Source organism: Ilumatobacteraceae bacterium (assembly GCA_033344875.1).
Taxonomy (GTDB): Bacteria; Actinomycetota; Acidimicrobiia; order Acidimicrobiales; family Ilumatobacteraceae; genus Ilumatobacter.
Genome location: JAWPMO010000001.1, coordinates 604460 through 627569 on the forward strand (window position 1 = coordinate 604460; position 23110 = coordinate 627569).

24 protein-coding genes are annotated in these 23110 nt (G+C 68.5%); 19 read left to right on the forward strand and 5 right to left on the reverse strand.

Features of this window, described 5'->3' with window-relative positions; all coding sequences use genetic code 11:
* Positions 1–19: 19 nt before the first annotated feature.
* From pyrR to R8G01_02925, 12 genes are all read left to right on the forward strand, one after another.
* Positions 20–526 (forward strand): bifunctional pyr operon transcriptional regulator/uracil phosphoribosyltransferase PyrR, encoded by a 507-nt coding sequence (pyrR, locus tag R8G01_02870; GenBank protein MDW3212913.1) that lies wholly within the window; start codon positions 20–22, stop codon positions 524–526.
* Positions 523–1452 carry an aspartate carbamoyltransferase catalytic subunit gene (locus R8G01_02875; protein ID MDW3212914.1) on the forward strand — a complete coding sequence of 310 codons (930 nt, stop codon included), beginning with the start codon at positions 523–525 and terminating at the stop codon, positions 1450–1452. Before pyrR ends, R8G01_02875 begins: the two co-directional genes overlap by 4 nt.
* Positions 1449–2738 (forward strand): dihydroorotase, encoded by a 1290-nt coding sequence (locus R8G01_02880; protein MDW3212915.1) that lies wholly within the window; start codon positions 1449–1451, stop codon positions 2736–2738. Before R8G01_02875 ends, R8G01_02880 begins: the two co-directional genes overlap by 4 nt.
* A 112-nt stretch (positions 2739–2850) precedes the next feature.
* The gene (gene carA / locus R8G01_02885; protein MDW3212916.1) at positions 2851–3963 is read left to right on the forward strand and encodes a glutamine-hydrolyzing carbamoyl-phosphate synthase small subunit; all 1113 of its coding nucleotides are present in this window, start codon (positions 2851–2853) and stop codon (positions 3961–3963) included.
* Positions 3963–7226 (forward strand): carbamoyl-phosphate synthase large subunit, encoded by a 3264-nt coding sequence (carB, locus tag R8G01_02890; GenBank protein MDW3212917.1) that lies wholly within the window; start codon positions 3963–3965, stop codon positions 7224–7226. Before carA ends, carB begins: the two co-directional genes overlap by 1 nt.
* On the forward strand, positions 7223–8134 hold the full coding sequence (locus tag R8G01_02895; protein MDW3212918.1) for a dihydroorotate dehydrogenase: 912 nt from the start codon (positions 7223–7225) through the stop codon (positions 8132–8134). Before carB ends, R8G01_02895 begins: the two co-directional genes overlap by 4 nt.
* A 5-nt stretch (positions 8135–8139) precedes the next feature.
* Entirely contained in the window at positions 8140–8451 is a 312-nt protein-coding gene (gene mihF, locus R8G01_02900; GenBank protein ID MDW3212919.1) for an integration host factor, actinobacterial type, read from the forward strand.
* Positions 8441–9010, forward strand: coding sequence for a guanylate kinase (gene gmk / locus R8G01_02905; GenBank protein ID MDW3212920.1), 570 nt, complete (start codon positions 8441–8443; stop codon positions 9008–9010). The genes mihF and gmk overlap by 11 nt, the downstream gene beginning before the upstream one ends.
* A gap of 41 nt (positions 9011–9051) precedes the next feature.
* Positions 9052–9354 carry a DNA-directed RNA polymerase subunit omega gene (gene rpoZ, locus R8G01_02910; protein ID MDW3212921.1) on the forward strand — a complete coding sequence of 101 codons (303 nt, stop codon included), beginning with the start codon at positions 9052–9054 and terminating at the stop codon, positions 9352–9354.
* A 61-nt stretch (positions 9355–9415) separates the two neighbouring features.
* Complete coding sequence (gene coaBC / locus R8G01_02915) at positions 9416–10612, forward strand: bifunctional phosphopantothenoylcysteine decarboxylase/phosphopantothenate--cysteine ligase CoaBC (GenBank protein ID MDW3212922.1); 1197 nt, start codon at positions 9416–9418, stop codon at positions 10610–10612.
* Positions 10613–10704: 92 nt separating this feature from the next.
* On the forward strand, positions 10705–11892 hold the full coding sequence (gene metK / locus R8G01_02920) for a methionine adenosyltransferase (GenBank protein ID MDW3212923.1): 1188 nt from the start codon (positions 10705–10707) through the stop codon (positions 11890–11892).
* Between the two features lie 16 nt (positions 11893–11908).
* Positions 11909–13630, forward strand: coding sequence for a hypothetical protein (locus tag R8G01_02925; protein ID MDW3212924.1), 1722 nt, complete (start codon positions 11909–11911; stop codon positions 13628–13630).
* A 34-nt stretch (positions 13631–13664) separates the two neighbouring features.
* Here the strand turns inward: R8G01_02925 and R8G01_02930 are convergent, their stop codons facing one another.
* The 3 genes from R8G01_02930 to R8G01_02940 form a co-directional block, all read right to left on the reverse strand.
* Positions 13665–15689: a hypothetical protein gene (locus R8G01_02930; GenBank protein MDW3212925.1), complete on the reverse strand. Its 2025-nt coding sequence runs from the start codon at positions 15687–15689 to the stop codon at positions 13665–13667.
* A gap of 223 nt (positions 15690–15912) precedes the next feature.
* Positions 15913–17088 (reverse strand): aminotransferase class V-fold PLP-dependent enzyme, encoded by a 1176-nt coding sequence (locus R8G01_02935; protein ID MDW3212926.1) that lies wholly within the window; start codon positions 17086–17088, stop codon positions 15913–15915.
* A gap of 10 nt (positions 17089–17098) precedes the next feature.
* Positions 17099–17725: a methyltransferase gene (locus R8G01_02940; GenBank protein MDW3212927.1), complete on the reverse strand. Its 627-nt coding sequence runs from the start codon at positions 17723–17725 to the stop codon at positions 17099–17101.
* A gap of 20 nt (positions 17726–17745) precedes the next feature.
* Between R8G01_02940 and def the strand changes: the two genes are divergently transcribed.
* Genes def through R8G01_02960 form a run of 4 tightly spaced genes read left to right on the forward strand, consistent with a single transcriptional unit; the run spans position 17746 to position 20691 of the window.
* Positions 17746–18285, forward strand: a complete 540-nt coding sequence (gene def, locus R8G01_02945; protein MDW3212928.1) for a peptide deformylase — start codon at positions 17746–17748, stop codon at positions 18283–18285.
* A complete protein-coding gene (locus tag R8G01_02950; GenBank protein ID MDW3212929.1) occupies positions 18282–19085 on the forward strand; it encodes a methionyl-tRNA formyltransferase in 804 nt (267 codons plus the stop codon). The genes def and R8G01_02950 overlap by 4 nt, the downstream gene beginning before the upstream one ends.
* Entirely contained in the window at positions 19085–20191 is a 1107-nt protein-coding gene (locus R8G01_02955) for a transcription antitermination factor NusB (GenBank protein MDW3212930.1), read from the forward strand. Before R8G01_02950 ends, R8G01_02955 begins: the two co-directional genes overlap by 1 nt.
* A complete protein-coding gene (locus R8G01_02960) occupies positions 20188–20691 on the forward strand; it encodes a MogA/MoaB family molybdenum cofactor biosynthesis protein (GenBank protein MDW3212931.1) in 504 nt (167 codons plus the stop codon). The genes R8G01_02955 and R8G01_02960 overlap by 4 nt, the downstream gene beginning before the upstream one ends.
* Before the next feature lie 22 nt (positions 20692–20713).
* On the opposite strand, the gene R8G01_02965 is transcribed toward R8G01_02960, so the two are convergent.
* Positions 20714–21169 (reverse strand): hypothetical protein, encoded by a 456-nt coding sequence (locus tag R8G01_02965; GenBank protein ID MDW3212932.1) that lies wholly within the window; start codon positions 21167–21169, stop codon positions 20714–20716.
* Positions 21170–21264: 95 nt separating this feature from the next.
* On the opposite strand from R8G01_02965, the gene hisG reads away from it, so the two are divergent.
* The 3 genes from hisG (at position 21265) to R8G01_02980 (ending at position 22704) form a co-directional block, all read left to right on the forward strand.
* Entirely contained in the window at positions 21265–22137 is an 873-nt protein-coding gene (hisG, locus tag R8G01_02970; GenBank protein MDW3212933.1) for an ATP phosphoribosyltransferase, read from the forward strand.
* Positions 22138–22201: 64 nt separating this feature from the next.
* On the forward strand, positions 22202–22399 hold the full coding sequence (locus R8G01_02975; protein MDW3212934.1) for a hypothetical protein: 198 nt from the start codon (positions 22202–22204) through the stop codon (positions 22397–22399).
* 2 nt (positions 22400–22401) lie between these two features.
* Complete coding sequence (locus R8G01_02980) at positions 22402–22704, forward strand: MGMT family protein (protein MDW3212935.1); 303 nt, start codon at positions 22402–22404, stop codon at positions 22702–22704.
* A gap of 16 nt (positions 22705–22720) precedes the next feature.
* Here R8G01_02980 and R8G01_02985 read toward each other — a convergent pair whose 3' ends face one another.
* Complete coding sequence (locus tag R8G01_02985) at positions 22721–23089, reverse strand: hypothetical protein (protein MDW3212936.1); 369 nt, start codon at positions 23087–23089, stop codon at positions 22721–22723.
* Between the last annotated feature and the right edge of the window lie 21 nt (positions 23090–23110).

Genomic DNA, 23110 nt, shown 5'->3' on the forward strand with positions numbered 1-23110 from the left:
TCACACGGCAGGAGACAACGTGACGAACACCAAACAGGTCCTCGGGCCTGACGACGTGCGCCGGGCGATCACCCGGATGGCACACGAGATCATCGAGCGCAACCACGGCATCGACGGGGTCGCTCTGATCGGCCTCCAACGTGGGGGCGTCTGGCTCGCCGAACGACTCGGTGCCGAGATCGAACGCATCGACCGGGCGGTGCCCGTCGGCTCGATCGACGCCTCGCTCTACCGCGACGACATCGGGCTGCGGCCGGTCTCGCCGGGCAGCGTCAGCCACGTCGACTTCGAGGTGCGCGACGCCGTGGTGGTCCTGGTCGACGACGTGCTGTACACCGGACGCACGGTCAAGGCGGCCCTCGATGCGATCACCGACTACGGGCGTCCGAGCGCCGTGCAACTCGCCGTGCTGGTCGACCGGGGCCACCGTGAGTTGCCGATCCGGCCCGACTTCGTCGGCAAGAACCTGCCGACCTCGACGTCGGAGCGGGTCGCCGCCACCGCCGACGGGGTGACGATCTCGTGAAGCACTTCCGTTCGATCGAGGAAGCCGGCGTCGACGGGATCACGAAGTTGCTCGACCTCGCCGACCACATGGCCGAGGTGAACCGCCGGCCCAACCCGAAGGTGCCGGCGCTTCGCGGCAAGACGGTCTGCAACGTCTTCTTCGAGGACTCGACCCGCACCCGGCTCAGCTTCGAGACGGCCGCCAAGCGATTGTCGGCCGACATCATGAACTTCGCCGTCTCGTCGTCGAGCGTCAACAAGGGCGAGAGCCTGCGCGACACCATCGAGACGATCGCCGCGATGGGGGTCGACGCGTTCGTGATCCGCCACGGTTCGAGTGGTGTCCCGTGGCAGGTCGAACAATGGACGAACGCCTCGGTCGTCAACGCCGGCGACGGCTGGCACGCCCATCCGACACAGGCGCTGCTCGACTGCTACACGATCCGCACGGCGCTCGATCGGCGCGAGAGCTTCGACGGCCTCAAGATCGCGATCGTCGGTGACGTCAAGCACAGCCGCGTCGCCCGCAGCGACATCCGGGCGTTCACGCTGCTCGGCGCCGACGTCACGCTGGTGGCGCCACGAACGCTGCTGCCGCCTTCGGTCGACGTGCCGACCACGACCGACCTCGACGACGTGATCGGCGACGTCGACGTGCTGTACCTACTGCGCATGCAGCAGGAACGGATGACCGAGTCGCTGGTGCCGTCGCTGCGGGAGTACACGAGCCGCTTCGGCCTGACGCCGGCCCGGGCGGCCCGACTCGCTGAACACGCCCTGATCATGCACCCCGGTCCGATGAACCGCGGGGTGGAGATGGCGGTCGATCCGAGCGAACTGCCGGGATCGGTCATCACCCAGCAGGTCACGAACGGCATCGCCGTTCGCATGGCCGTGCTGTTCGAGTTGCTCGGCAGTGGCAGCAATCTGGAGGAGAACGTATGAGCGAACAGATCCTGATCACCGGTGGCACCGTCATCGACCCGACGGGCGAGCGGCACGCCGACGTCCGGATCGCCGACGGACGAGTCGTCGCGGTGGCCGACCGGCTCGGTCCCGCCGACGGCGATCGTGTCATCGACGCATCGGGATGTGTCGTGAGCCCCGGCTTCGTCGACCTGCACACGCACCTGCGCGAGCCCGGCAAGGAGGAAGCCGAGACGATCGAGACCGGCTCCCGTGCGGCGGCGAAGGGCGGTTACACCTGCATCGTCGCGATGCCGAACACCGACCCGACCCAGGACTCGGTCAGCGTCGTCGAGTTCGTCCGCCGGCAGGGCGAGATCGCCGGCCTGTGCGACGTACGTCCGTCGGGGTCGATCACGATCGGCCGGCGAGGTGAGCAACTGTCGCCGTTGGGCGAACTGGCCGAGGCCGGCGTGCACCTGTTCACCGACGACGGCGACGGTGTACAGGATCCACTCCTGATGCGTCGTGCGCTCGAGTACGCGGCCGATCTCGGCATCGTGCTCGCCCAGCACTGCGAGGTGAAGCGGCTGACCGAAGGCGCCGTGATGCACGAAGGAGACTGCTGCTCGACGTTCGGACTGCCCGGCTGGCCCTCGATCGCCGAGGAGATGATGGTCTTCCGCGACATCGAACTCGTCCGCCTCACCGGAGCACCCGTGCACATCCTGCACCTGTCGACCGCTCGGAGTGTCGATCTGGTGCGGGTGGCGAAGGCCGACGGCCTGCCGGTCACCGCCGAGGCGACGCCGCACCACATCAGCCTCACGGACGAACTCCTCGCCGGATACGACTCGATCTACAAGGTCAATCCGCCCCTGCGCACGATGGTCGACGTCGAGGCCGTTCGGGCCGGCGTCGCCGACGGCACGATCGACGCGATCGCGACCGATCACGCACCGCACGCACCCGAGACCAAGGAACAGCCGCTCGATCACGCGCCCCCCGGCATGCTGGGCCTGGAGACGGCACTCGGGGTGAGCCTGGCCCATCTCGACATGCCGGTCGCCGCGGTCGTCGCCGCGTTGAGTTGGAAGCCCGCCGCGATCGCCGGCGTCGCCGACGACCACGGCCGCCCGATCGCCGAGGGCGAACCCGCCAACATCACCGTCTTCGATCCCGACGAGACCTGGCAGGTGGTGCCCGCCCACCTGGCGAGCAAGAGCCGAAACACCCCCTTCGTCGGCGTGGAACTCCGCGGGAGGGTTCGCCACACGATCCTGCGCGGACAACTCACCGTCGGGGACGGCACACCGCGTCGATGAAGCATGACCATGCGATAGGATGCATGACCATGCATCGAGTCACCGGCCAGCGCCGTCGCGCTGCCGAACGCCCAGCACACGCCCCATCCAACCCCCCGACAGGAGCAGCAACATGACGATCCAGGAGGGCCAGCTGGTCCTGGCCGACGGCAGCGTCTTCGAAGGTGATTTGATCGGTGCGCCGACCAACGGTGGCGTCGCCACCGGCGAAGTCGTGTTCAACACGGCGCTGTCCGGTTACCAGGAGATCATCACCGACCCCAGCTATGCCGGGCAGATGATCACGTTCACGTATCCGCACATCGGCAACTACGGGGTGAACGCCGTCGACGAGGAGTCCCGCGGCGCGTTCTGTCGCGGCGTGATCGTGCGCGACATGGCGCGCCGTCACAGCAACCATCGTGCCGAGGGACACCTCGACTCGCTGCTCCACCGGCACGGGATCCCCGGCATCGCCGGCATCGACACGCGCCGTCTGACGCGCATCATCCGCGACACCGGAGCGATGCCCGGTGCTTTCGGTGACGCGAGCGAGGCCGATCTCCTGGCCGCCGCGGCCGGCGAGCCGGGCACCGACGGCGTCGACCTGGTCGCGCAGGTCACCACCGCGGAGGCGTACACGTTCGACGCCGCCGCCGGCGCCCCCGATCGCGTGATCGTGGCGTACGACTTCGGGATCAAGACCAACATCGTCCGGCACCTCTCGCAGCTCGGGCGGGTCGAGGTCGTCGCCGCATCCACCAGCGCCGCCGACGTCCTGGCGATGTCGCCCGACGGCGTGTTCCTCTCCAACGGCCCCGGCGACCCGGCGGTCGTGCAGTACGCCGTCGACGAGATCTCACAGCTCATCGGCAATGTGCCGGTGTTCGGGATCTGTCTGGGGCACCAATTGCTCGGCCGGGCGCTCGGCGCCGGCACGGTCAAACTCCCGTTCGGTCATCACGGTGCCAATCATCCGGTCAAGAACCTGGTGAACGACACGATCGAGATCACCAGCCAGAACCACAACTTCGCCGTCGACGCCGATTCGTTCTCCGGCCTCGGCAAGCAGGTGCGGATGACGCACGTCAACCTCAACGACGGTGTCTGCGAGGGGCTCGAGGTCGTCGGGGAGCGGTGCTTCAGTGTGCAGCACCATCCGGAGGCCGCACCCGGGCCGCACGACAGCCGCTATCTGTTCACCCAGTTCGACGAACTCATGACCACCGGGAAGGTGAGCGCCTGATGCCGCGCCGCGACGATCTCCACTCGATCCTGATCATCGGCTCCGGCCCGATCGTGATCGGGCAGGCCTGCGAGTTCGACTACTCGGGCACGCAGGCGTGTCGAGTGCTCCGCGAGGAGGGGTACCGGGTGATCCTGGTCAACTCGAACCCGGCGACGATCATGACCGATCCCGACTTCGCCGACGCCACGTACGTCGAGCCGATCACCTGGGAGGTGGTCGCATCGATCATCGAACGCGAGCGGCCCGACGCGGTGCTGCCGACGCTCGGTGGTCAGACCGGGCTCAACACGGCGATGGAGTTGTACGAGCGAGGACTGATCGGCGTCCCCGGCAAGCCGGAGATGATCGGCGCCAACGCCGAGGCGATCGCCACGGCCGAAGACCGCGAGCGGTTCAAGCAGGCGATGACCGAGATCGGTCTCGAGTCGCCCCGTTCGATGATCGCCCGCAGCATGGACGAGGCGCGCGTGGCGGTCGAGCAGATCGGTCTCCCGATCATGATCCGCCCCGCCTACATCCTCGGTGGCCGTGGCACCGGCATCGCCCACGACGCCGCCGAGTTCGAGCGGATGGCGAAGAACGGCCTCGACGCCAGCCCGATCGGCGAGATCCTCGTCGAGGAGTCGATCGTCGGTTGGAAGGAGTACGAGCTCGAGGTCATGCGCGACCACGCCGACAACTGCGTGATCATCTGCGGCATCGAGAACGTCGATCCGATGGGCGTGCACACCGGCGACTCGATCACGGTGGCGCCGATCCAGACGCTCACCGACGTCGAGTACCAGCAGATGCGCGACGCAGCGCTCGCGTGCATCCGTCGCGTCGGCGTCGAGACCGGCGGCTCGAACGTGCAGTTCGCGGTCGACCCGGCGACCGGCCGCCAGGTCGTGATCGAGATGAACCCGCGCGTCTCACGGAGTTCGGCCCTGGCGTCGAAGGCGACCGGGTTCCCGATCGCCAAGATCGCGGCCAAGCTCGCCGTGGGCTACACCCTCGACGAGATCCCGAACGACATCACCAAGGCGACACCGGCGAGTTTCGAACCGACGATCGACTACGTGGTCACGAAGATCCCGCGCTGGGCCTTCGAGAAGCTGCCGGGCACCTCGGGGATCCTCGGGACGCAGATGCAGTCCGTCGGCGAGGCGATGGCGATCGGGCGCACGTTCCCCGAGTCGCTGCAGAAGGGTCTCCGTTCGCTCGAGCAGGGCCGGCTGGGTCTCAACTGCGACGCGGCGAGCGAGCAGTACGCCGACATCACCGACGAGGAACTGCTGTCGAGCACGGCGACGCCGACGCCCGACCGGATCTTCCACATCGGTGAACTGCTGCGGCGCGGTGTCTCGATCGAGACGATCAACGAGGTCAACCACTTCGACCCGTGGTTCCTCGATCAGATGTCGATCATCACCGAGGAGCAGGCCGTGCTCGCCGAGACGGGCCGGGACGCGATGACGCAGCGGTCCTGGCGGCGCGCGAAGCGCCTCGGGTTCTCCGATGCGCAGCTGGCCTGGCTCTGGGGTGACGACGAGGACGATGTCCGCGTCGCCCGAGAAGCCGCCGGTGTGATCCCGACCTACAAGACCGTCGACACCTGCTCGGCCGAGTTCGCGGCCGAGACGCCGTACCACTACTCCACGTACGAGGACGAGAGCGAAGTCCGGTCCAGCGACCGCAAGAAGGTGATCATCCTCGGCTCGGGTCCGAACCGGATCGGCCAGGGCATCGAGTTCGACTACTGCTGCGTGCACGCCAGCTTCGCGCTCCGCGAAGCCGGCTACGAGACGATCATGGTCAACTGCAACCCGGAGACGGTCTCGACCGACTACGACACCAGCGACCGCCTGTACTTCGAGCCGCTCACGAAGGAGGACGTCCTCAACGTCATCGCCGCCGAGCAGCCGTACAAGGTGATCGTCTCGCTCGGTGGGCAGACGCCGCTGAAGCTCTCGGGTGAGATCCCGGTCGAACTCGTCGCCGGCACCTCCGCCCAGTCGATCGACGACGCCGAAGACCGCGAGAAGTGGAACCAGCTCTGCAACGAGCTGCAGATCCCGCAGCCTCCCGGTGGCACCGCCGTCGACCTCGAACAGGCACTGTCGATCACCGACGAGATCGGGTTCCCGGTGCTGGTGCGCCCGAGCTACGTGCTCGGCGGCCGGGCGATGCAGATCGTGCACGACCGCAACCATCTGGCGCGGGCGATGGACGAACTCAGCGGAATCGGGAGCCTCGGCAAGGAAGGCGGTCTCTCCGCGGAGCGCCCGGTGCTGATCGATCGGTTCCTGGCCAGCGCGACCGAGGTCGACGTCGACGCCATCCGAGACCACACCGGCGAGGTCCTGATCGGTGGTGTGATGGAACACGTCGAGGAAGCCGGGGTGCACTCGGGCGACTCCGCGTGCGCGATCCCACCCCAGACGCTGCCCGACTGGGTCGTCGAGGTGATCAAGGCGTACACCCGGTCGATCGCGAACCGACTCGACGTGCGTGGCCTCATCAACGTGCAGTACGCCGTGACCGGCACGACGGTCTACGTGATCGAGGCCAACCCACGGGCGAGCCGCACGGTGCCGTTCGTCGCCAAGGCCAAGGGTGTCTCGCTCGCCAAGGTCGCCACCCGGGTGATGCTCGGCGCGACCCTCGCCGAACTGCGCCACGAGGGCGTGCTGCGCGAGCCGGTCACCGGTCACGTCGCGGTCAAGGAGGCGGTATTGCCGTTCAACCGCTTCCCCGAGGTCGACCCGGCCCTCGGCCCGGAGATGCGTTCGACCGGCGAGGTCATGGGCATCGACGACACGTTCGGGCGAGCGTTCTTCAAGGCCGAACTGGCGGCGGGCAACGGATTGCCGAACGAGGGCACGGTGTTCCTGTCGCTCAACGACCAGGACAAACCGGCGGGTCTCGTCGTCGCCCAGCGGATGCGCGAGCGCGGGCTCAGCCTCGTCGCCACGGCCGGCACGGCCGACTATCTCGCTCGCTTCGGCGTCGAGGTCGACCAGGTGCTCGGCAAGGTGCAGGATGTCGACGGTGGGCGGACCGCCGTCGACCTCATCGCCGACGGCACGATCGTGTTCGTGGTCAACACGCCACGGGGCTCGGTCGGCCGGAGCGACGGCGAGCACATCCGCAAGGCTGCATCGATGCACCGGGTGAGCTGCGTGACGACCGTCAGCGCCGGTCTCGCCGCCGCGCAGGGCATGGGCGAGTCGCCGGCGCAGCTCCCCGTCAAGAGCCTGCAGGAGTACCACGCTCGATGACCGTCGACACCCGCGTCACGATCGGTTCGGTCGAACTCCGGCACCCGGTGATGACCGCGTCGGGCACGGCGGGCTACGGCAGCGAGTTCGCCCCGTACTTCGACCTCGCGTCGATCGGCGCGGTCGTGACCAAGTCGATCGCGCCGTTCGAGTGGGCCGGCAATCTGGCCCCGCGGGTGCATCCGACGCCGCAGGGCATGATCAACGCGGTCGGCCTCCAGGGGCCGGGCATCGAGCACTGGTTGACCCATGAGTTGCCGGCGCTGACGGCGACGGGTGCGACGGTCGTGTGCAGCATCTGGGGGCGTTCGGTCGACGACTACCGTCGGGCGGCCGAGATGCTCGCGTCAGCGCCGTCGGCGGTCGTCGCGGTCGAGGTCAACCTCTCGTGCCCGAATCTCGAGGGTCGCGGCAGCATCTTCGCCCACGACGTCGACCTCTCGGCCGAGGTGATCGCCGCCACCGACGCCTGCGGGCGCCCGCGGTGGGCCAAGTTGAGCGCCAACACCGACCGGATCGTCGACGTCGCAGGAGCCTGCCACGACGCCGGCGCCGAGGCGGTCACGCTGATCAACACCCTGCTCGGACTCACGTTCGACCCCGAGACGATGCGGCCGTCGCTCGGTAACGGCGGCGGCGGTCTGTCCGGTCGGGCGATCCATCCCGTCGCCGTCCGAGCCGTCCACGACGTCCGCCGGGCACATCCCGGACTGCCCATCGTCGGCGTCGGGGGCGTGGCGACCGGCTGGGACGCCGTCGAGATGATGGTCGCCGGCGCCCAGGCGGTGCAGGTCGGGACGGCGAGCTTTGCCGATCCTCGGGCATGCGCCCGGATCGCCGAGGAGATGGTGACGTTCGCCACGCGGCGCGGGATTGCACGTCTGGCGGATTGCAACGCGGTAGTTTGACCGGCATGGCAACACCTCCGCAGTTGACACCTGAGCAAAGGACGGCTGCCCTCGCGAAGGCGGCCGAGGCTCGCGCGGCCCGGGCCGACATCAAGGCACGACTGAAGATGGGTTCGATGAGCCTCCAGGAGGCGCTCGACTCCGACGATCCGAACGTCGGCAAACTCAAGGTCGTCTCGATGCTCGAATCGCTGCCGGGCGTCGGCAAGGTCAAGGCGCGTCGCGTGATGGACGACGTCGGTATCGCCGACAACCGTCGCGTGCAGGGTCTCGGCGCACAGCAACGCGCTTCCTTGCTGAACCAGCTTGGCTCGTGAACGTCTGATCATCGTCGTCTCCGGCCCCGGAGGCGTGGGCAAGGGCACGATCGTCGATGCCCTCGTCCGGCGCGACCCCGGTCTGTGGCTGAGCCGGTCGTGGACGACCCGCGAGCGCCGTCAGGGCGAGGACGAGGACGCCTACGTCTTCGTGACGTCCGAGGAGTTCGAGAAGCACATCACCGACGGCGGGTTCCTCGAGTGGACCGAGTTCCTCGGCAACTACTACGGCACGCCGCGACCCGACCACCTCGAGGGCGACAACGACATCGTGCTCGAGATCGAGCTCGACGGTGCCCAGCAGGTCAAGCGCCAGTACCCCGAAGCGATCCTGATCTTCGTGCTGCCGCCGTCGCGCGAAGAACAGGAGCGCCGCCTCCGCGGCCGCGGCGACCCGGGCGACAAGGTGCAGGCCCGGCTCCGCAAGGCCGAGATCGAGGAGCCGGTCGGGCGCGAACAGGCCGACCATCTCGTCGTCAACGACGAACTCGACCGGACCGTCGACGAGATGATGGCCATCATCGAGCGCGAACGCGGCCGGTCGGGTATCTCCCGGTAAGCTTGTCGGGCTGCAATTCGCACCCACTGAGGAGCTGGTCCATGGCAAACAGCCACGAAACGATGATGACGCCCGCGATCGAGGGTTTGCTCGACCGCGTCGACTCCAAGTTCAGCTTGGTCACCCTCGCTGCACGTCGGGCGCGCAACATCAATTCGTACTTCAACCAGCTCGGTGACGGCCTCGGCCACATGATCCCGCCGCAGGTGTCCTCCACGGCCCGTAAGCCGCTCAGCATCGCGTTCGAAGAGATCTCGGTCGACAAGATCGTCCAGACCGACGCCCCCGAGCCGGTCGAGCCCGAGCTCGACCTCCCCGAGGGCGACCTCGACACCGACGCCTGACATGTCCGGGCTCCGGCTCACGGCTCCATCGACCGCCCGCATCGCGACAGCGGGCTGAGTCGTGCTCGCCGGCAAGCGAATCGTCCTCGGTGTCACCGGGGGGATCGCGGCGTACAAGGCCGTCGAGGTCAGCCGCCGTCTGGTCGACGCCGGCGCTCACGTGGTCCCGGTGATGACCGAGGGGGCCGAGCGGTTCCTCGGGCCGACGACGCTGTCGGCACTCGCCAGTGAGCCCGTCAAGACACGGTTGTGGGACGACCCCGAGACGCCGATCCCGCACACGAAGTTGGGCCAGGGTGCCGATCTGATCCTGGTCGCACCGGCGACCGCGCGCCTGATCGCCGCGCTGCGGATGGGGCTGTCGACCGATCTGCTCACCAATGTCCTGCTGGCCACCCGTGCGCCGGTGATGATCTGCCCGGCGATGCACACCGAGATGTGGGAGCACCCCGCCGTCGTCGACAACATCGCGACCCTGCGCGAGCGCGGCGTGCACATCGTCGATCCCGAGGCCGGTCGCCTGGCGGGCGGCGACGTCGGTGCGGGTCGTCTGGCGTCGCCCGAGTCGATCGTCTCGGCGGTCGAGCAGCTCTTCACCCCGCGCGACCTGGCCGGGGTCGACCTGGTGGTCAGCGCAGGCGGCACTCGCGAACCGATCGACGCCGTGCGCGTCATCGCCAATCGCAGTTCCGGCAAGCAGGGGTACGCGATCGCGGCCGAGGCGGCCCTGCGCGGCGCCAACGTGACGATCGTGTCGACGGTCGATCTGCCGGTGCCGCACGGTGCCGAGATCGTTCCGGTCGACACCGCAGCCGACATGGAAGCGGCGATGCAGCGCCTCGCCCCCACGAGCGATGTGGTGATCATGGCCGCCGCGGTCGCCGACTTCCGACCCAAGGTCGCAGCACCCAACAAGCTCAAGAAGCACGACGGCGTGCCCGAGATCGTCCTCGAACCGACACCCGACATCCTGGCGGGGCTCGGCGCCGCCAAGCCCGCCGGCCAGGTGCTGGTCGGCTTCGCCGCCGAGACCGACGACCTGGTCGCCAACGCCGAGCGCAAACTGGCCGCCAAACATCTCGACCTCATCGTCGCCAACGATGTCGGGGCCCCGTCCACGGGCTTTCGGCACGACACGAACGCCGTCACGATCCTGGCGCCCGGTGCCGAGCCGCACGTGGTTCCACTGGCCGACAAACGTACGATTGCGGCGTCGGTGATCGACCGAATCGTGTCGATCCGTGATGCAGCCGGCTGAATCTGCCACGCTGCCAACCCATCTCCGTGTCGGCGTCGCTGTCGCCCACCGACACATCAACCCAGCATCGACAGCAGAACCGAGGAGGAGCCGTGGCTCGTTGGACATTCAGTTCCGAGAGTGTGACCGAAGGTCACCCGGACAAGATGGCAGATCAGATCAGTGATGCGGTACTCGACGCCATTCTGACCGAGGATCCCGACGGTCGCGTCGCCTGCGAGACCATGGTCACGACCGGGCTGTGCGTGATCGCCGGCGAGATCAGCACGACCGCCTACGTCGAGATCCCTCGGATCGCTCGCGAGACGATCAACGGCATCGGCTACGACAACGCCCTCTACGGCTTCGACGGGAACACCTGTGGCGTGATCGTCTCGATCGACGAGCAGAGCCCCGACATCGCGCAGGGCGTCGACTCGTCCGAAGAGCTGCGCGCCGGGCAGGCCGGCGAAGACGTCATCAACGCCCAGGGCGCCGGCGACCAGGGCATGATGTTCGGGTACGCCTGCAACGAGACACCCGACCTCATGCCGCTGCCGATCTGGACGGCTCACCGTCTGGCCGAACGGCTGGCCGAGGTCCGCAAGTCGGGTCAGCTCCCGTACCTGCGTCCCGACGGCAAGACCCAGGTCACCTACGAGTACGAGGACGGCCGCCCGATCGGCATCAGGAGCGTGCTGATCTCCACCCAGCACCAGGACGGCATCGATCGCGACAGCGTCATCCGTCCCGACCTCATCGAGCAGGTGATCCGACCCACGATCCCCGAGCAGTACGCCGACGACGACTACGACGTGTTCGTCAACCCGACCGGCACGTTCGTGCTCGGCGGCCCCCACGGCGATTGTGGCCTGACGGGTCGCAAGATCATCGTCGACACCTACGGCGGCATGGGCCGCCACGGTGGCGGCGCCTTCTCGGGCAAGGATCCGTCGAAGGTCGACCGCTCCGCCGCGTACGCCACCCGATGGGTCGCGAAGCACGTCGTCGCGAGCGGTGCCGCCGACCGGTGTGAACTGCAGGTCGCGTACGCGATCGGCATGGCCCAGCCGCTCAGCATCCACGTGACCACGTTCGGTACCAACCACGTCGACGACGCCACGATCGAAGCAGCGGTCCGCGAGGTCTTCGACCTCCGCCCCGGTGCGATCGTCCGGGATCTCGACCTGAAGAAGCCGGGCTACCAGCGTTCGGCCGCGTACGGACACTTCGGTCGCTCGGGCTTCACCTGGGAAGACACCAACCGCCTCGACGACTTCAAGGCTGCCGTCGGCCTCTGAGCTGCGACGAGGCACGGTGACCGTCGCCAGGGTGCTCCCCAACGTCACCGGACTCGACAAACAGTTCGACTACCTCGTCCCGGCCGCGCTCGTCGGCGATGTCCACGTGGGCTCGCTGGTTCGCGTCGAACTCCATGGGCGTCGCATCGGCGGATGGGTGGTCGCGCTCGACCCTCCCGATGCGCTGGCGGTCGACGAACTCAAGGAGATCGCCAAGATCACCGGTCATGGCCCGTCCGAGGACGTGGTCGAGCTGTCCGAGTGGGCGTCGGTGCGGTGGGCGGCACGGCGGCGCCGGTTCCTGATCGCGGCATCCCCGGAACGGGCGGTCCCGCGGATCCCTGCGGAGCGACGGTCCGGCACGGTGGTCGAACCGCGGTCGCCGGCATCGACCGCGATCCTCGAATCGGGCGGGGGAGTACTCCGGCTCCCTCCGGCCAGCGATCCGATGCCGGCGGTGCTGAGCGCGGCGGCGATCGGGCCGACCTTGGTGATCGTCGCCGCGGTGGACCAGGCGATGCTGCTCGGCGCCCGCCTGCGCCGCTCGGGGCTCGTCGTCGCAGTGATGCCGAAGGAGTGGCCCGCGGCGGCGGGTGGGGTCGACGTGGTGATCGGTGCCCGTGCGGCCGCCTGGGCACCCTGCCCCGGCCTCCGCTGCGTCGTCGTGCTCGACGAGCACGACGAGACGCTCCAAGAGGAAGGCTCGCCGACGTGGCACGCGCGTGACGTGCTGATCGAACGGGCCCGTCGTGTCGACGCGGCGGTCCTGCTCGTGTCGCCGGCCCCGACGCTGACCGCGCTCGAATGGGGGCCGCTGACCAAGCCGCCGATCGACCGTGAGCGTGCGGGTTGGCCGATCGTGGACGTGATCGACCGGACCGATGACGAGCCGTGGAAACGTTCGCTCGTGACGTCCGACCTCATCCGTCACCTGCGCGACCCGGAGCGGACCGTGGTGTGCATCAGCAACACCACGGGTCGTGCTCGCCTGTTGGCCTGCCGACAGTGCCGTGAACTCACTCGCTGCGAGCGGTGTGATGCCGCCGTCATCCTCGACGACGACGGCGATCTCGCATGTCTGCGCTGCGGCACCGTGCGTCCACCCGTCTGTCTCGTGTGCGGTGCGGGGCGGTTCGCGAACCTCCGCCCGGGTGTCACCCGTCTGCGCGAAGAGCTCGAGGCCGCGGCGAACCGTCCGGCGGTGCTGGTCACCGGAGCCGACACCGAACGTCCGGCGCCTGCCGGGGTGTACGTCGGGACGGAGGCGGCCCTGCATCGGGTCGATCATGCCGACACCGTGGCGTTCCTCGACTTCGACCGGGAAGTGCTCGCCCCCCGGTACCGCGCCGCGGAGCAGGCGATGGCGTTGCTGGTTCGGGCCGCCCGCCTGGTCGGCCCCAGATCACGGGGCGGACGCATCCTGATCCAGACCTTTCAGGCCGACAACGAGGTCATCCGAGCGGCACTGCACGCCGATCCGGGCCGGATCGTCGACGGTGAACGTGAGCGTCGCCGCATGCTCGGGCTCCCTCCGTTCGGCGCGCTGGCGGAGATCAGCGGTGCCGGGAGCGACGAGTTCGTGGCGTCGATGCCACCGACCGTCGGCGTGGAGATCGTCGGCGGCGACGGTGAGTACGTCGCCCGTGCCGATGACTGGATGGTGCTCGGTCGAACGATCGCGGCGGGTACCCGGCCCGCCGGCGCCCGTCTGCGGATCGCGGTCGACCCGAGCCGCTGACAATGGCCGGTCAGCCGGTCAGCCGGTCAGCCAGTCAGCGACCGGCGTCGGCGGAGCGGCCGGTTCGGCGTACGAGTTGCAGCACACCGCCGACCAGGACGAGGACCGACGCGTACGCGAGCAGGATCGAAGTTGACGACGACCCGGTGCGCGGCAATCGGGTAACCGGCGTGGTGGTCTGAGGTCCCGGGTTCGTGGTCGTGGTCGTGGTGGTGGTGGTCGTGGTCGATCCGGGCGGGACCTGCTCCTCGTCGATGCAGTCGACGGTGCCGGTGAACGTCCACATCGTCGTGGTGCCCGACTCGAACTCGTAGCCGGCGTTCGGCGTGGCCACGACCGTGATCGAGTACGACTCGCCTTCCGCGGCACCGAGGTCACCGTCGACGGCGAACGTGTACGCATCGCTGACCGGTGTGTCGACCACGAGGTCGTCGTTCTCGCAGACGAGTGCAGGTGCGGCTGGGGCGGTCTCGACGAGGCAGTCGACGGTGCCCGAATACGTCCACTCGTCTGTCGTGTAGGCCGGGAACTCGAACCCGGGTCTCGGTTCGGCGGTGATGGTGATGGCCCAGGTGTCGCCTTCGCCGTCGGCGGGGTCGGTGGTGGTGATGGTGTAGTCGATGCTGGCGGTGTCGTCGGCGCCGATGATGACGATGGTGTTGTTGGGGCAGTCGTAGGAGGCGACGGGTGTGGTGGGTGTCGTGGTGTCGAGGCAGTCGACGGTGCCGGTGAAGTCCCAGTGGGTGGTGGTGTCGGTGGGGAATTCGTAGCCGGGTCGGGGGGTGGCGGTGATGGTGATGGCCCATGTGTCGCCTTCGCCGTCGGCGGGGTCGGTGGTGGTGATGGTGTAGTCGATGCTGGCGGTGTCGTCGGCGCCGATGATGACGATGGTGTTGTTGGGGCAGTCGTAGGAGGCGACGGGTGTGGTGGGTGTCGTGGTGTCGAGGCAGTCGACGGTGCCGGTGAAGTCCCAGTGGGTGGTGGTGTCGGTGGGGAATTCGTAGCCGGGTTGGGGGGTGGCGGTGATGGTGATGGCCCAGGTGTCGCCTTCGCCGTCGGCGGGGTCGGTGGTGGTGATGGTGTAGTCGATGCTGGCGGTGTCGTCGGCGCCGATGATGACGATGGTGTTGTTGGGGCAGTCGTAGGAGGCGACGGGTGTGGTGGGTGTCGTGGTGTCGAGGCAGTCGACGGTGCCGGTGAAGTCCCAGTGGGTGGTGGTGTCGGTGGGGAATTCGTAGCCGGGTTGGGGGGTGGCGGTGATGGTGATGGCCCAGGTGTCGCCTTCGCCGTCGGCGGGGTCGGTGGTGGTGATGGTGTAGTCGATGCTGGCGGTGTCGTCGGCGCCGATGATGACGATGGTGTTGTTGGGGCAGTCGTACGACACCGTCGGCTCGATCGGCTCGACGGTGTCATCGCAGTCGACGGTGCCCGAATACGTCCACTCGTCTGTCGTGTAGGCCGGGAACTCGAACCCGGGTCTCGGTTCGGCGGTGATGGTGATGGCCCAGGTGTCGCCTTCGCCGTCGGCGGGGTCGGTGGTGGTGATGGTGTAGTCGATGCTGGCGGTGTCGTCGGCGCCGATGATGACGATGGTGTTGTTGGGGCAGTCGTACGACACCGTCGGCTCGATCGGCTCGGTTCGGCAATCGGTGGCGGCCGGACGGGTGGCGGTTGCGTCTCGGGAGCCTGATGCCGACGGGGTGCCCGTCTCCTTGATGAACCACTGTGACTCCACGACCACGGTCACCGCATCGACCGATGCGTCGAACGGGCCGAGTTGGGCCACGTACGGGACCTGATCGTCGGCCGACGCACTCCACTCGGACGTCGCGCCCTCGACATGGTGTCGGCTCTGCCAGTCCTTGTCCCAGTCCCGATCTGACCGGGCCGTGACGGTTGCCGTCCAGGGCGACTCGTCGCCGCACACTCGGTCGGTCGAGACCGAGATCTCGGGATGATGTGCTACGGCCGACCCGCTGAACGTCAACGCAGCGAACAGGCCGACGAAGGCGGCCACGAACGCACACACGATCTGGTGAATGGCGAGACGTCGATGCACGATTCCAGCTTTCCGAGCCATGGGCGGTCCTCCGCCGGTTCCGGCCGCCGATTCTCACCGCGGTCATCGGGCATTTCAATGTAATGACAGCGAATTCCTCACGAATTGTCCTCGCTGAGCGCGAGTGGGCGCCAAAGCACCACGGTACGCGGTGGTACGTATCAATGCTTGAGGAAGTCTCGACAGTTCGGCCGCTGGCAGCGGTCGCGGAGCTCTGTTCGCCTCAGAGCGTGAGATCCGAGACGACTTCGATCAGTCGATCGAGTTCGGCCTCGGAGTTGAAGTAGTGGACGCCGACCCGAGCGACGGCGTCGATGTTCCGACGGCCGAGGTCCCACCTGGCATTCACCGCTCCGGGCGCGCCGATGTTGATGCCGGCCGCGCCGAGCGACGACCGGATGTCCACAGCGGTCAGGCCCTCGAGGGTGAAGGTGACGATGCCGCAGCGGTCATCGCCTTCGTCGCGGACCCGCACCCGGTCGAGCCCCGCGAGCTGACCGCGAAGTCGTTCGGCCAGCATCCCGACCCGTTCGGCGATCGTGTCGAGGCCGACGTCGAGCGCATACCGCGTGGCCTCGGCGAGTCCCACCTGGGCGGCGAACGATCGCTCGCCCAGCTCGAACCGAGCGGCTCCCGGGGTGTGCTCCCAGGTGTCGTCGCCGGTCCAGATGCCGGAGCGGCCGTCCACGAACGGTGACGGGCCGAGCCGATCGACCGTCGAACGGCGGGCATACAGCACGCCGGTGCCCCGCGGACCCCGCATGAACTTCCGACCGGTGTACACCAGGAAGTCACAACCGAGTCGGTCGACGTCGAGCGGGCGCTGCCCGGCGACCTGGCAGGCGTCGAGCAGGAACGGCACCCCCGCATCGCGGCACAGACGACCGACGTCGGCGGCCGGGTGCACGGCTCCGTTGCTCATCGACACCTGCGTCAGACAGACGAGTCCGACGCGATCGTCGATCGCCGCCGCGAGTGCCGCCAGGTCGATCGTGCCGCGCTCGTCGTTCGGGATCGTCTCGACGAGCACGCCCCGGTCGCGCGCTTGGAGCAGGCCGAACGCGTTGCCCTGGTACTCGCTCGTGCCGGCGAGGACACGGTCGCCCGGTTGCAGGTCGATCGACAGGAACGCCCGCCACCAACCCTCGATCGCACTGCCCTGGAACGCCACTTCGTCGACGCCGCACCCGAGCATCCGGGCGGTCAGCAGGGTGAAGTCGTGAAGGTCGTCGGAGCGGGCGGCGGCCACCTCGTAGCCGCCCATGCGCTGCTCCTCCCTGAGGTAGTCGACCTGGGCGTCGACCACCGACCTCGGCGGGAGTGACGACCCGCAGTTGTTGAGATGGACGATGTCGTCGACGCCGAGTGTGTCACCCCGGACCCGTGCGAGGTCGATCATGGCCCGGACCCTACGTGGGGTCGGGGTCGTCCGCTCGCCCGACCGCTCGGGCGGAGCACTCGAGCAGCCGGAACCCGGCGCGGCTCGCCCGCCGTTCGGTGCGGAAACCCTGACCGTCGAGCCACCGGTGGAGCGAGTCGGCACCGAGGTGCTTCTGGACGACGAGCACGGCGGTGCCGTCGTCGGTCAGTCGTCCGAGCCAGCCGCCGAGCAGCTCGCGCATCGCCGGTTTGCCGATCCGGATCGGGGGGTTCGACCAGATCGTCCCGAAACGCAGGTCGGCCGGTACGTCGTGCGGTGCGCACGCCCTGAGGTTGTCGGCGCCGGCGCCGGCGGCATTGCGGGAGGTCAGCGCCAGCGCTCGCTCGTTGGTGTCGACCGCCCAGACGGTGGCGTCCGGGCTGCGCAAGGCGAGCGTGATCGCGATCGCCCCGCTGCCGCATCCGAGATCGAGCAGGTCACCCGATGCGGCCGGGGCCGGGGCCTCGCGGAGGAGCAGGGCGGTGCCGGTGTCGACGTGACCGTGGGAGAACACGCCGCGGTCGGTCTCCATCGTGAAGGCGACGTCGGGCAGGGCGACGTCGACCGTTCTCACGTCGGATCGGACCGAAGGTTGCTCGTCGAAGTAATGGGACACCGCAGGTAGCCTGCCATGCCATGGCCTACGCGATCCGCACCTTCGGCGACCCGGTCCTGAAATCGAAGGCCGCTGAAATCACCGATGTCGACGGCAAGCTCGTGCGGCTCGTCGACGACATGTTCACCACGCTGTACGAGAGCGACCTCGGCATCGCGCTGGCCGCCCCGCAGATCGGTGTGCAGAAGCAGATCTTCGTGTGGGACCTCGACGGCGAACGCCAGGTCATCTTCAACCCCGAGATCGTCGAGAGCGACGGCGAGTGGGTCTACGACGAGGGATGCCTGTCGATCCCCGGGTTGTACGTCGAGATGCTGCGGCCCAAGACCGTGCTGATGCGCGGGGTCGACATCAACGGCGACGTCGTCGAACGTGAGGCCGACGAGCTCGAGGCACGCATGTACCAGCACGAACTCGACCATCTGCACGGTGTGCTGATGTTCGATCGGATGCAGCCCGATCAACGCAAGGAAGCGATGAAGGAGTACCGACGGCTGCAGGCTGAGGCGGCTGCGCCCAAGCCGGCCGAGTCGCGCTTCCGTCGTCTGCGTCTGCAGTGAGGCTCGTCTACCTCGGTACGCCCGAGATGGCCGTGCCGCCGCTCGAGGCGCTGGTCGCTGCCGGGCACGAGGTCGCCCTGGTCGTCACGCGGGTCGACAAGCGGCGCGGCCGGGGGAGCGGCACGTCGCCGAGCCCGGTCAAGGAAGCTGCGGTTCGGCTGGGCCTGCCGGTCTCGCACGAGGTCGACGACGTGCTCGCGGTCGGCGCCGAACTGGGCGTGGTCGTGGCCTTCGGCCGCATCATCAAACCGCACGTGCTCGCCGAGTTGCCGATGATCAACCTGCACTTCTCGTTGCTCCCACGGTGGCGCGGTGCGGCACCCGTTGAGCGGGCCCTGCTCGCCGGCGACGAGATCACGGGCGTCGATGTGATGGCGGTCGAGGAAGGGCTCGACACCGGCGGGATCTACGCCGAGGTCGAAGTCCCGATCGGGCCGACCACCACCGCCGACGAGCTCCGCCACGAACTCGTCGACGTCGGCACCCGCCTGCTGATCGACACGCTCGCGGCCGGCCTCGGTGAACCGGTCGAACAGGTGGGTGTGCCCACCTATGCCGCCAAGATCGACCCAGCCGAGCTCCGCATCGACTGGTCCGCTCCGGCCGACGAGATCCATCGTCTGATCCGGGTCGGCGGTGCCTGGACCACGTTCCGGGGCGAGCGCTTCAAGATCCACGCCGCCGATCTCGCCGACGGCGAGATCGTTCCCACGGTGGTGCAGCCAGCCGGCAAACCACGGATGGATGCCGCAGCCTGGCGAAACGGTGCTCGCCCGGCCGAAGGTGAAGGTTTCGAATGATGACAGCCCGACGTGTGGCATACGACGCACTCAAGCGGATCGACGCCGACGGCGCGTACGCCAACCTCGTGCTCGGGTCGATGCTCGACCGGTCGGAGCTCTCGGATCAAGATCGACGCTTCGTGACCGAACTCGTCTACGGGACCACGCGGATGCGGCGGGCCTGCGACGCGCTGATCGACCGGTTCGTCACCACACCGCCCGATCCGGCGACCCGCACCCTGCTGCGACTCGGCGTCTACCAGCTGGAGTTCGCCGGGGTGCCACCCCATGCCGCGGTGAGCGAGACGGTCTCGCTGGCTCCCAAGCGGGTGCGCGGCTTCGTCAACGCGGTCTTGCGGAAGGCCTCCTCGACCGACATGGTCTGGCCGTCGGACTTCGCCCGCCTCAGCTACCCCGACTGGATCGGCCGGTTGCTCGTCGACGAGCTCGGCGACGACGCCGCGATGCGGTCGCTCGCCCGCATGAACGAAGCGGGGTCGATGACGGTCCGCGCCGACGGCTACGTGCAGGATGCGTCGTCGCAGTGGGTCGCGGCAGCGGTCGAGGCGGTCGCCGGTGAGCGTGTGCTCGACACGTGTGCGGCACCGGGGGGCAAGGCCACGGCCTTGGCGACGACCGGGGCCTCGGTCGTCGCCGCCGACGTCCGACCGCGACGCGTCCAACTGATCGCCGAGAACGTGGCTCGGCTCGGCTCGGCCGACGTCGAGACCGTCGTCGCCGACGCCACCGACCCGCCGTTCGAGCCGGGGTCGTTCGACGCCGTGCTGATCGACGCTCCCTGCAGCGGTCTCGGCGCGCTCCGCCGCCGCCCCGACGCCCGCTGGCGGATCCAGCCCGACGACGTCGCCGAACTGGTCGCTCTCCAACGACGGATCCTCGCGGCATCCGCGCCGCTCGTCGCTCCGGGTGGGCGACTGGTCTACAGCGTCTGCACGCTGACCGCGGCGGAGTCGATCGACCATGCGGTGCCCGACGGCTTCGTCGTCGACGATCGTGTGCCCCCGGCGGGTGCATGGCAGGCGTTCGGACACGGTTGGCGAGTGCTGCCTCACGAGGCCGACACCGACGGCATGGTCCTGATTCGGTACCGTCGGGCGACATGAGCCACACCGGCACGCACGAGGCGGACGAGCGGCCGCTGCTCGCCAAGGTCCTGACCGTCAGCGACGGCGTGTTCCACGGGGCTCGCGACGACACCGGGGGTCGCGGCCTGGCCGATCATCTGAGGGCGAACGGTTTCGACGTCGTCGATCATCAGGTGACCCAGGACGGCGCCGACGAGGTCGCCACCCGTCTGACGGCGATGTCCGACGGATTCGCCGGGTTGATCGTGACGACCGGCGGCACCGGGTTCGCGCCACGCGACCAGACCCCCGAGGGCACCCGGTCGGTCATCGAGCGTGAAGCACCCGGGTTGGCCGAGGCCATGCGACTCGTCAGCCCGTTCGGACGGCTCTCGCGAGGCGTCGCCGGGGTCCGGGGACGGTCGATCATCTGCAACACCCCGGGCTCGCCGAAGGGCACCATCGAGCAGATCGACGCCGTGATCGACGTGCTGCCGCACGCACTCCGGCTGTTGCACAGCGACCCCACCTCGCACTGACCGGTGACGTTCGGGGGCCGGCTCAGGCGGAGAGGCGTTGCTCCCGGACCGGCTCGATACGCAGACCCTCGTAGTAGTGGTGGATCGTGCGGACCGACCCGTCGTTGCGCCATTTCGTGATGGCGGCGACGTCTCCGCAGTCGTGTCGGCGGCCGTATCGGAAGTGTTCGCGATACTTCCGGGCACCGTCGGCGAAGAAGCCTTCGACGGCGGGCGCACCGAGCGCCGGATCGTGCAACCGACCCTGCCGGTAGTGCCGAACCTGCTTGGGTTTGCCGTGCGCGCGGAACCGCACGTACGCCGGTGTCCGAGGCTCCGGGTCGTCGAGTTCGCCACGCGAGAGCCACATCACGGTGTCGAGGCGGCCGTCGACCGACACCCGGACGCGTCCGGTGAACCCGGGCGGCACCGCCGACGGTGAGGTGACGTCGATCGTCGCGACGAAGCGGAACGACATGGAGTTCGGGAAGAGGTCCACTGTGACGTGTATCGACCCGGGTTTCCTCGTGCTTGAGCCCGGCCGAGCACGAACTCACCGAGGCCACGAGGCGATCCCTCGCTAGCCTCGCCCGGGTGCTGCGACTCGTCCTCCCGAAAGGCTCGCTCGAGCGAGCGACGTTCGAACTCTTCGAAGCTGCCGATCTGAGCGTGGTTCGCTCGTCGGCGGTCGACTACAAGGCGACCATCGACGACCCCCGGGTCGACGAGGTGCGCATCCTCCGCCCGCAGGAGATCGCCGGCTATGTCGAGGAAGGTCTGTTCGACCTCGGCATCACGGGCCGCGACTGGGTCGAGGAGACCGGCGCCCAGGTCGAGAGCCTCGGCGAGCTCAAGTACTCCAAGGCCACGTCCAAGCCGGTCAAGGTCGTCGTCGCGGTCGCCGGTGACTCCGATGTCCAATCGGTCGCCGACCTTCCCGACGGGGTGCGCGTCACCTCCGAGTATCCCGAGATGACCAAGCGGTTCTTCGCCGAGCGCGGCGTGAACGCCGACATCCGGCTCTCCTACGGCGCCAGCGAGGCGAAGATCCCCGACATCGCCGACTGCGTCGTCGACATCACCGAGACCGGGCGGGCGTTGCGGGCGGCGGGTCTGCGCGTGATCGACACGATCCTGACCAGCTACACCGAGGTGGTCGTCAACAAGGAGTCGTTCGCGAATCCCGAGAAGCGCAAGGCGATGGATCAGCTCATGACGTTGCTCAACGGCGCCCTCGAGGCCCGTGGCAAGGTCCTGCTCAAACTCAATGTGGTCGCCGACCGGCGCGACGCGGTGCTCGCGGCCCTGCCGGCGGAGAAATCGCCGACGGTCAACCAACTCGCCAACGGCGACTACGCGATCGAGACCGTGGTCGAGAAGACCGGCATCAACTATCTGATCCCGGAACTGACCGAAGCCGGCGCGACCGACCTGCTCGAGATCCCGATCAGCAAGATCATTCATTGATGATGGTCGGGACCGGGATGATGGTCGGGACCGGTCTCCGCTTCGCCTCGACTGCGAGACGCCCGTGCTGAGCGGCACGGTCACCGAGTTCTCCGATGAACGGGGGCTCGGCACCGTCACGGCCGCCGACGGGCAGGCCTACCTGTTCCACGTGATCGAGATCGCCGACGGCACCCGCACGATCGAGGTCGATCAACCGGTCACCTTCGTGCCGCTCCCGAAGTTCGGGCGGCTGCAGGCCGGCGGCGTCCACAAGGTCTGATCATGGCGCCGGGCGACGAACGCACACGGCGGATCGTCGACGTGCTCATGGCGCTGCAACCCGGCGAGGTCACCACCTACGGCGACGTCGCCGAGACGGCCGGGTATCCCCGGCAATCACGTCTGGTCGGCCGGATCCTGGCGACCACCGATCTCGATCTGCCGTGGTGGCGGGTCGTCAACGCGGCCGGCAGGCTGGTGCCCGGCAACGAGCGAACCCAGGCCGAGCTCCTCACCGGCGAGGACGTCATCGTCCGCAACGGACATGTGGCGTCGGCACCGTTCGGCCGGTTCGGCGAGCACTGACGGCCGACGGCGCTCGTCAGTCGTCGCCGGGGCTCGCCTGCCCGGTCTGTGCCTTCAGCCCGACGAACGCCATCTTGATGTTCGCCAAGGCGTCGCGCATCGTCGGCGCATCGTCGCCCAACCGGTCGCCGAGACCGTCGACGAGCATCCCCATCGCATCGATCGCCAGCGAGGCGGACACGAGATCGGGCGTCTCCGACGACAGGTGGATCGCACCGAGTTCGTACAGGCCCATCACGTGATTGGTCACCACCACCTCGGCCGGGACGTCGGCGAGCCGTGCCCGGGCCTCGGCCATCGCGGCCTCGATCTGGGCAGCCTGGTCGGCGGCCTCCTGGTCGTCGGGGCCGTCGCCCATACCCTGCAGGTCGGTTTCATCACTCACGTGCGATACCCTACCGAGGCC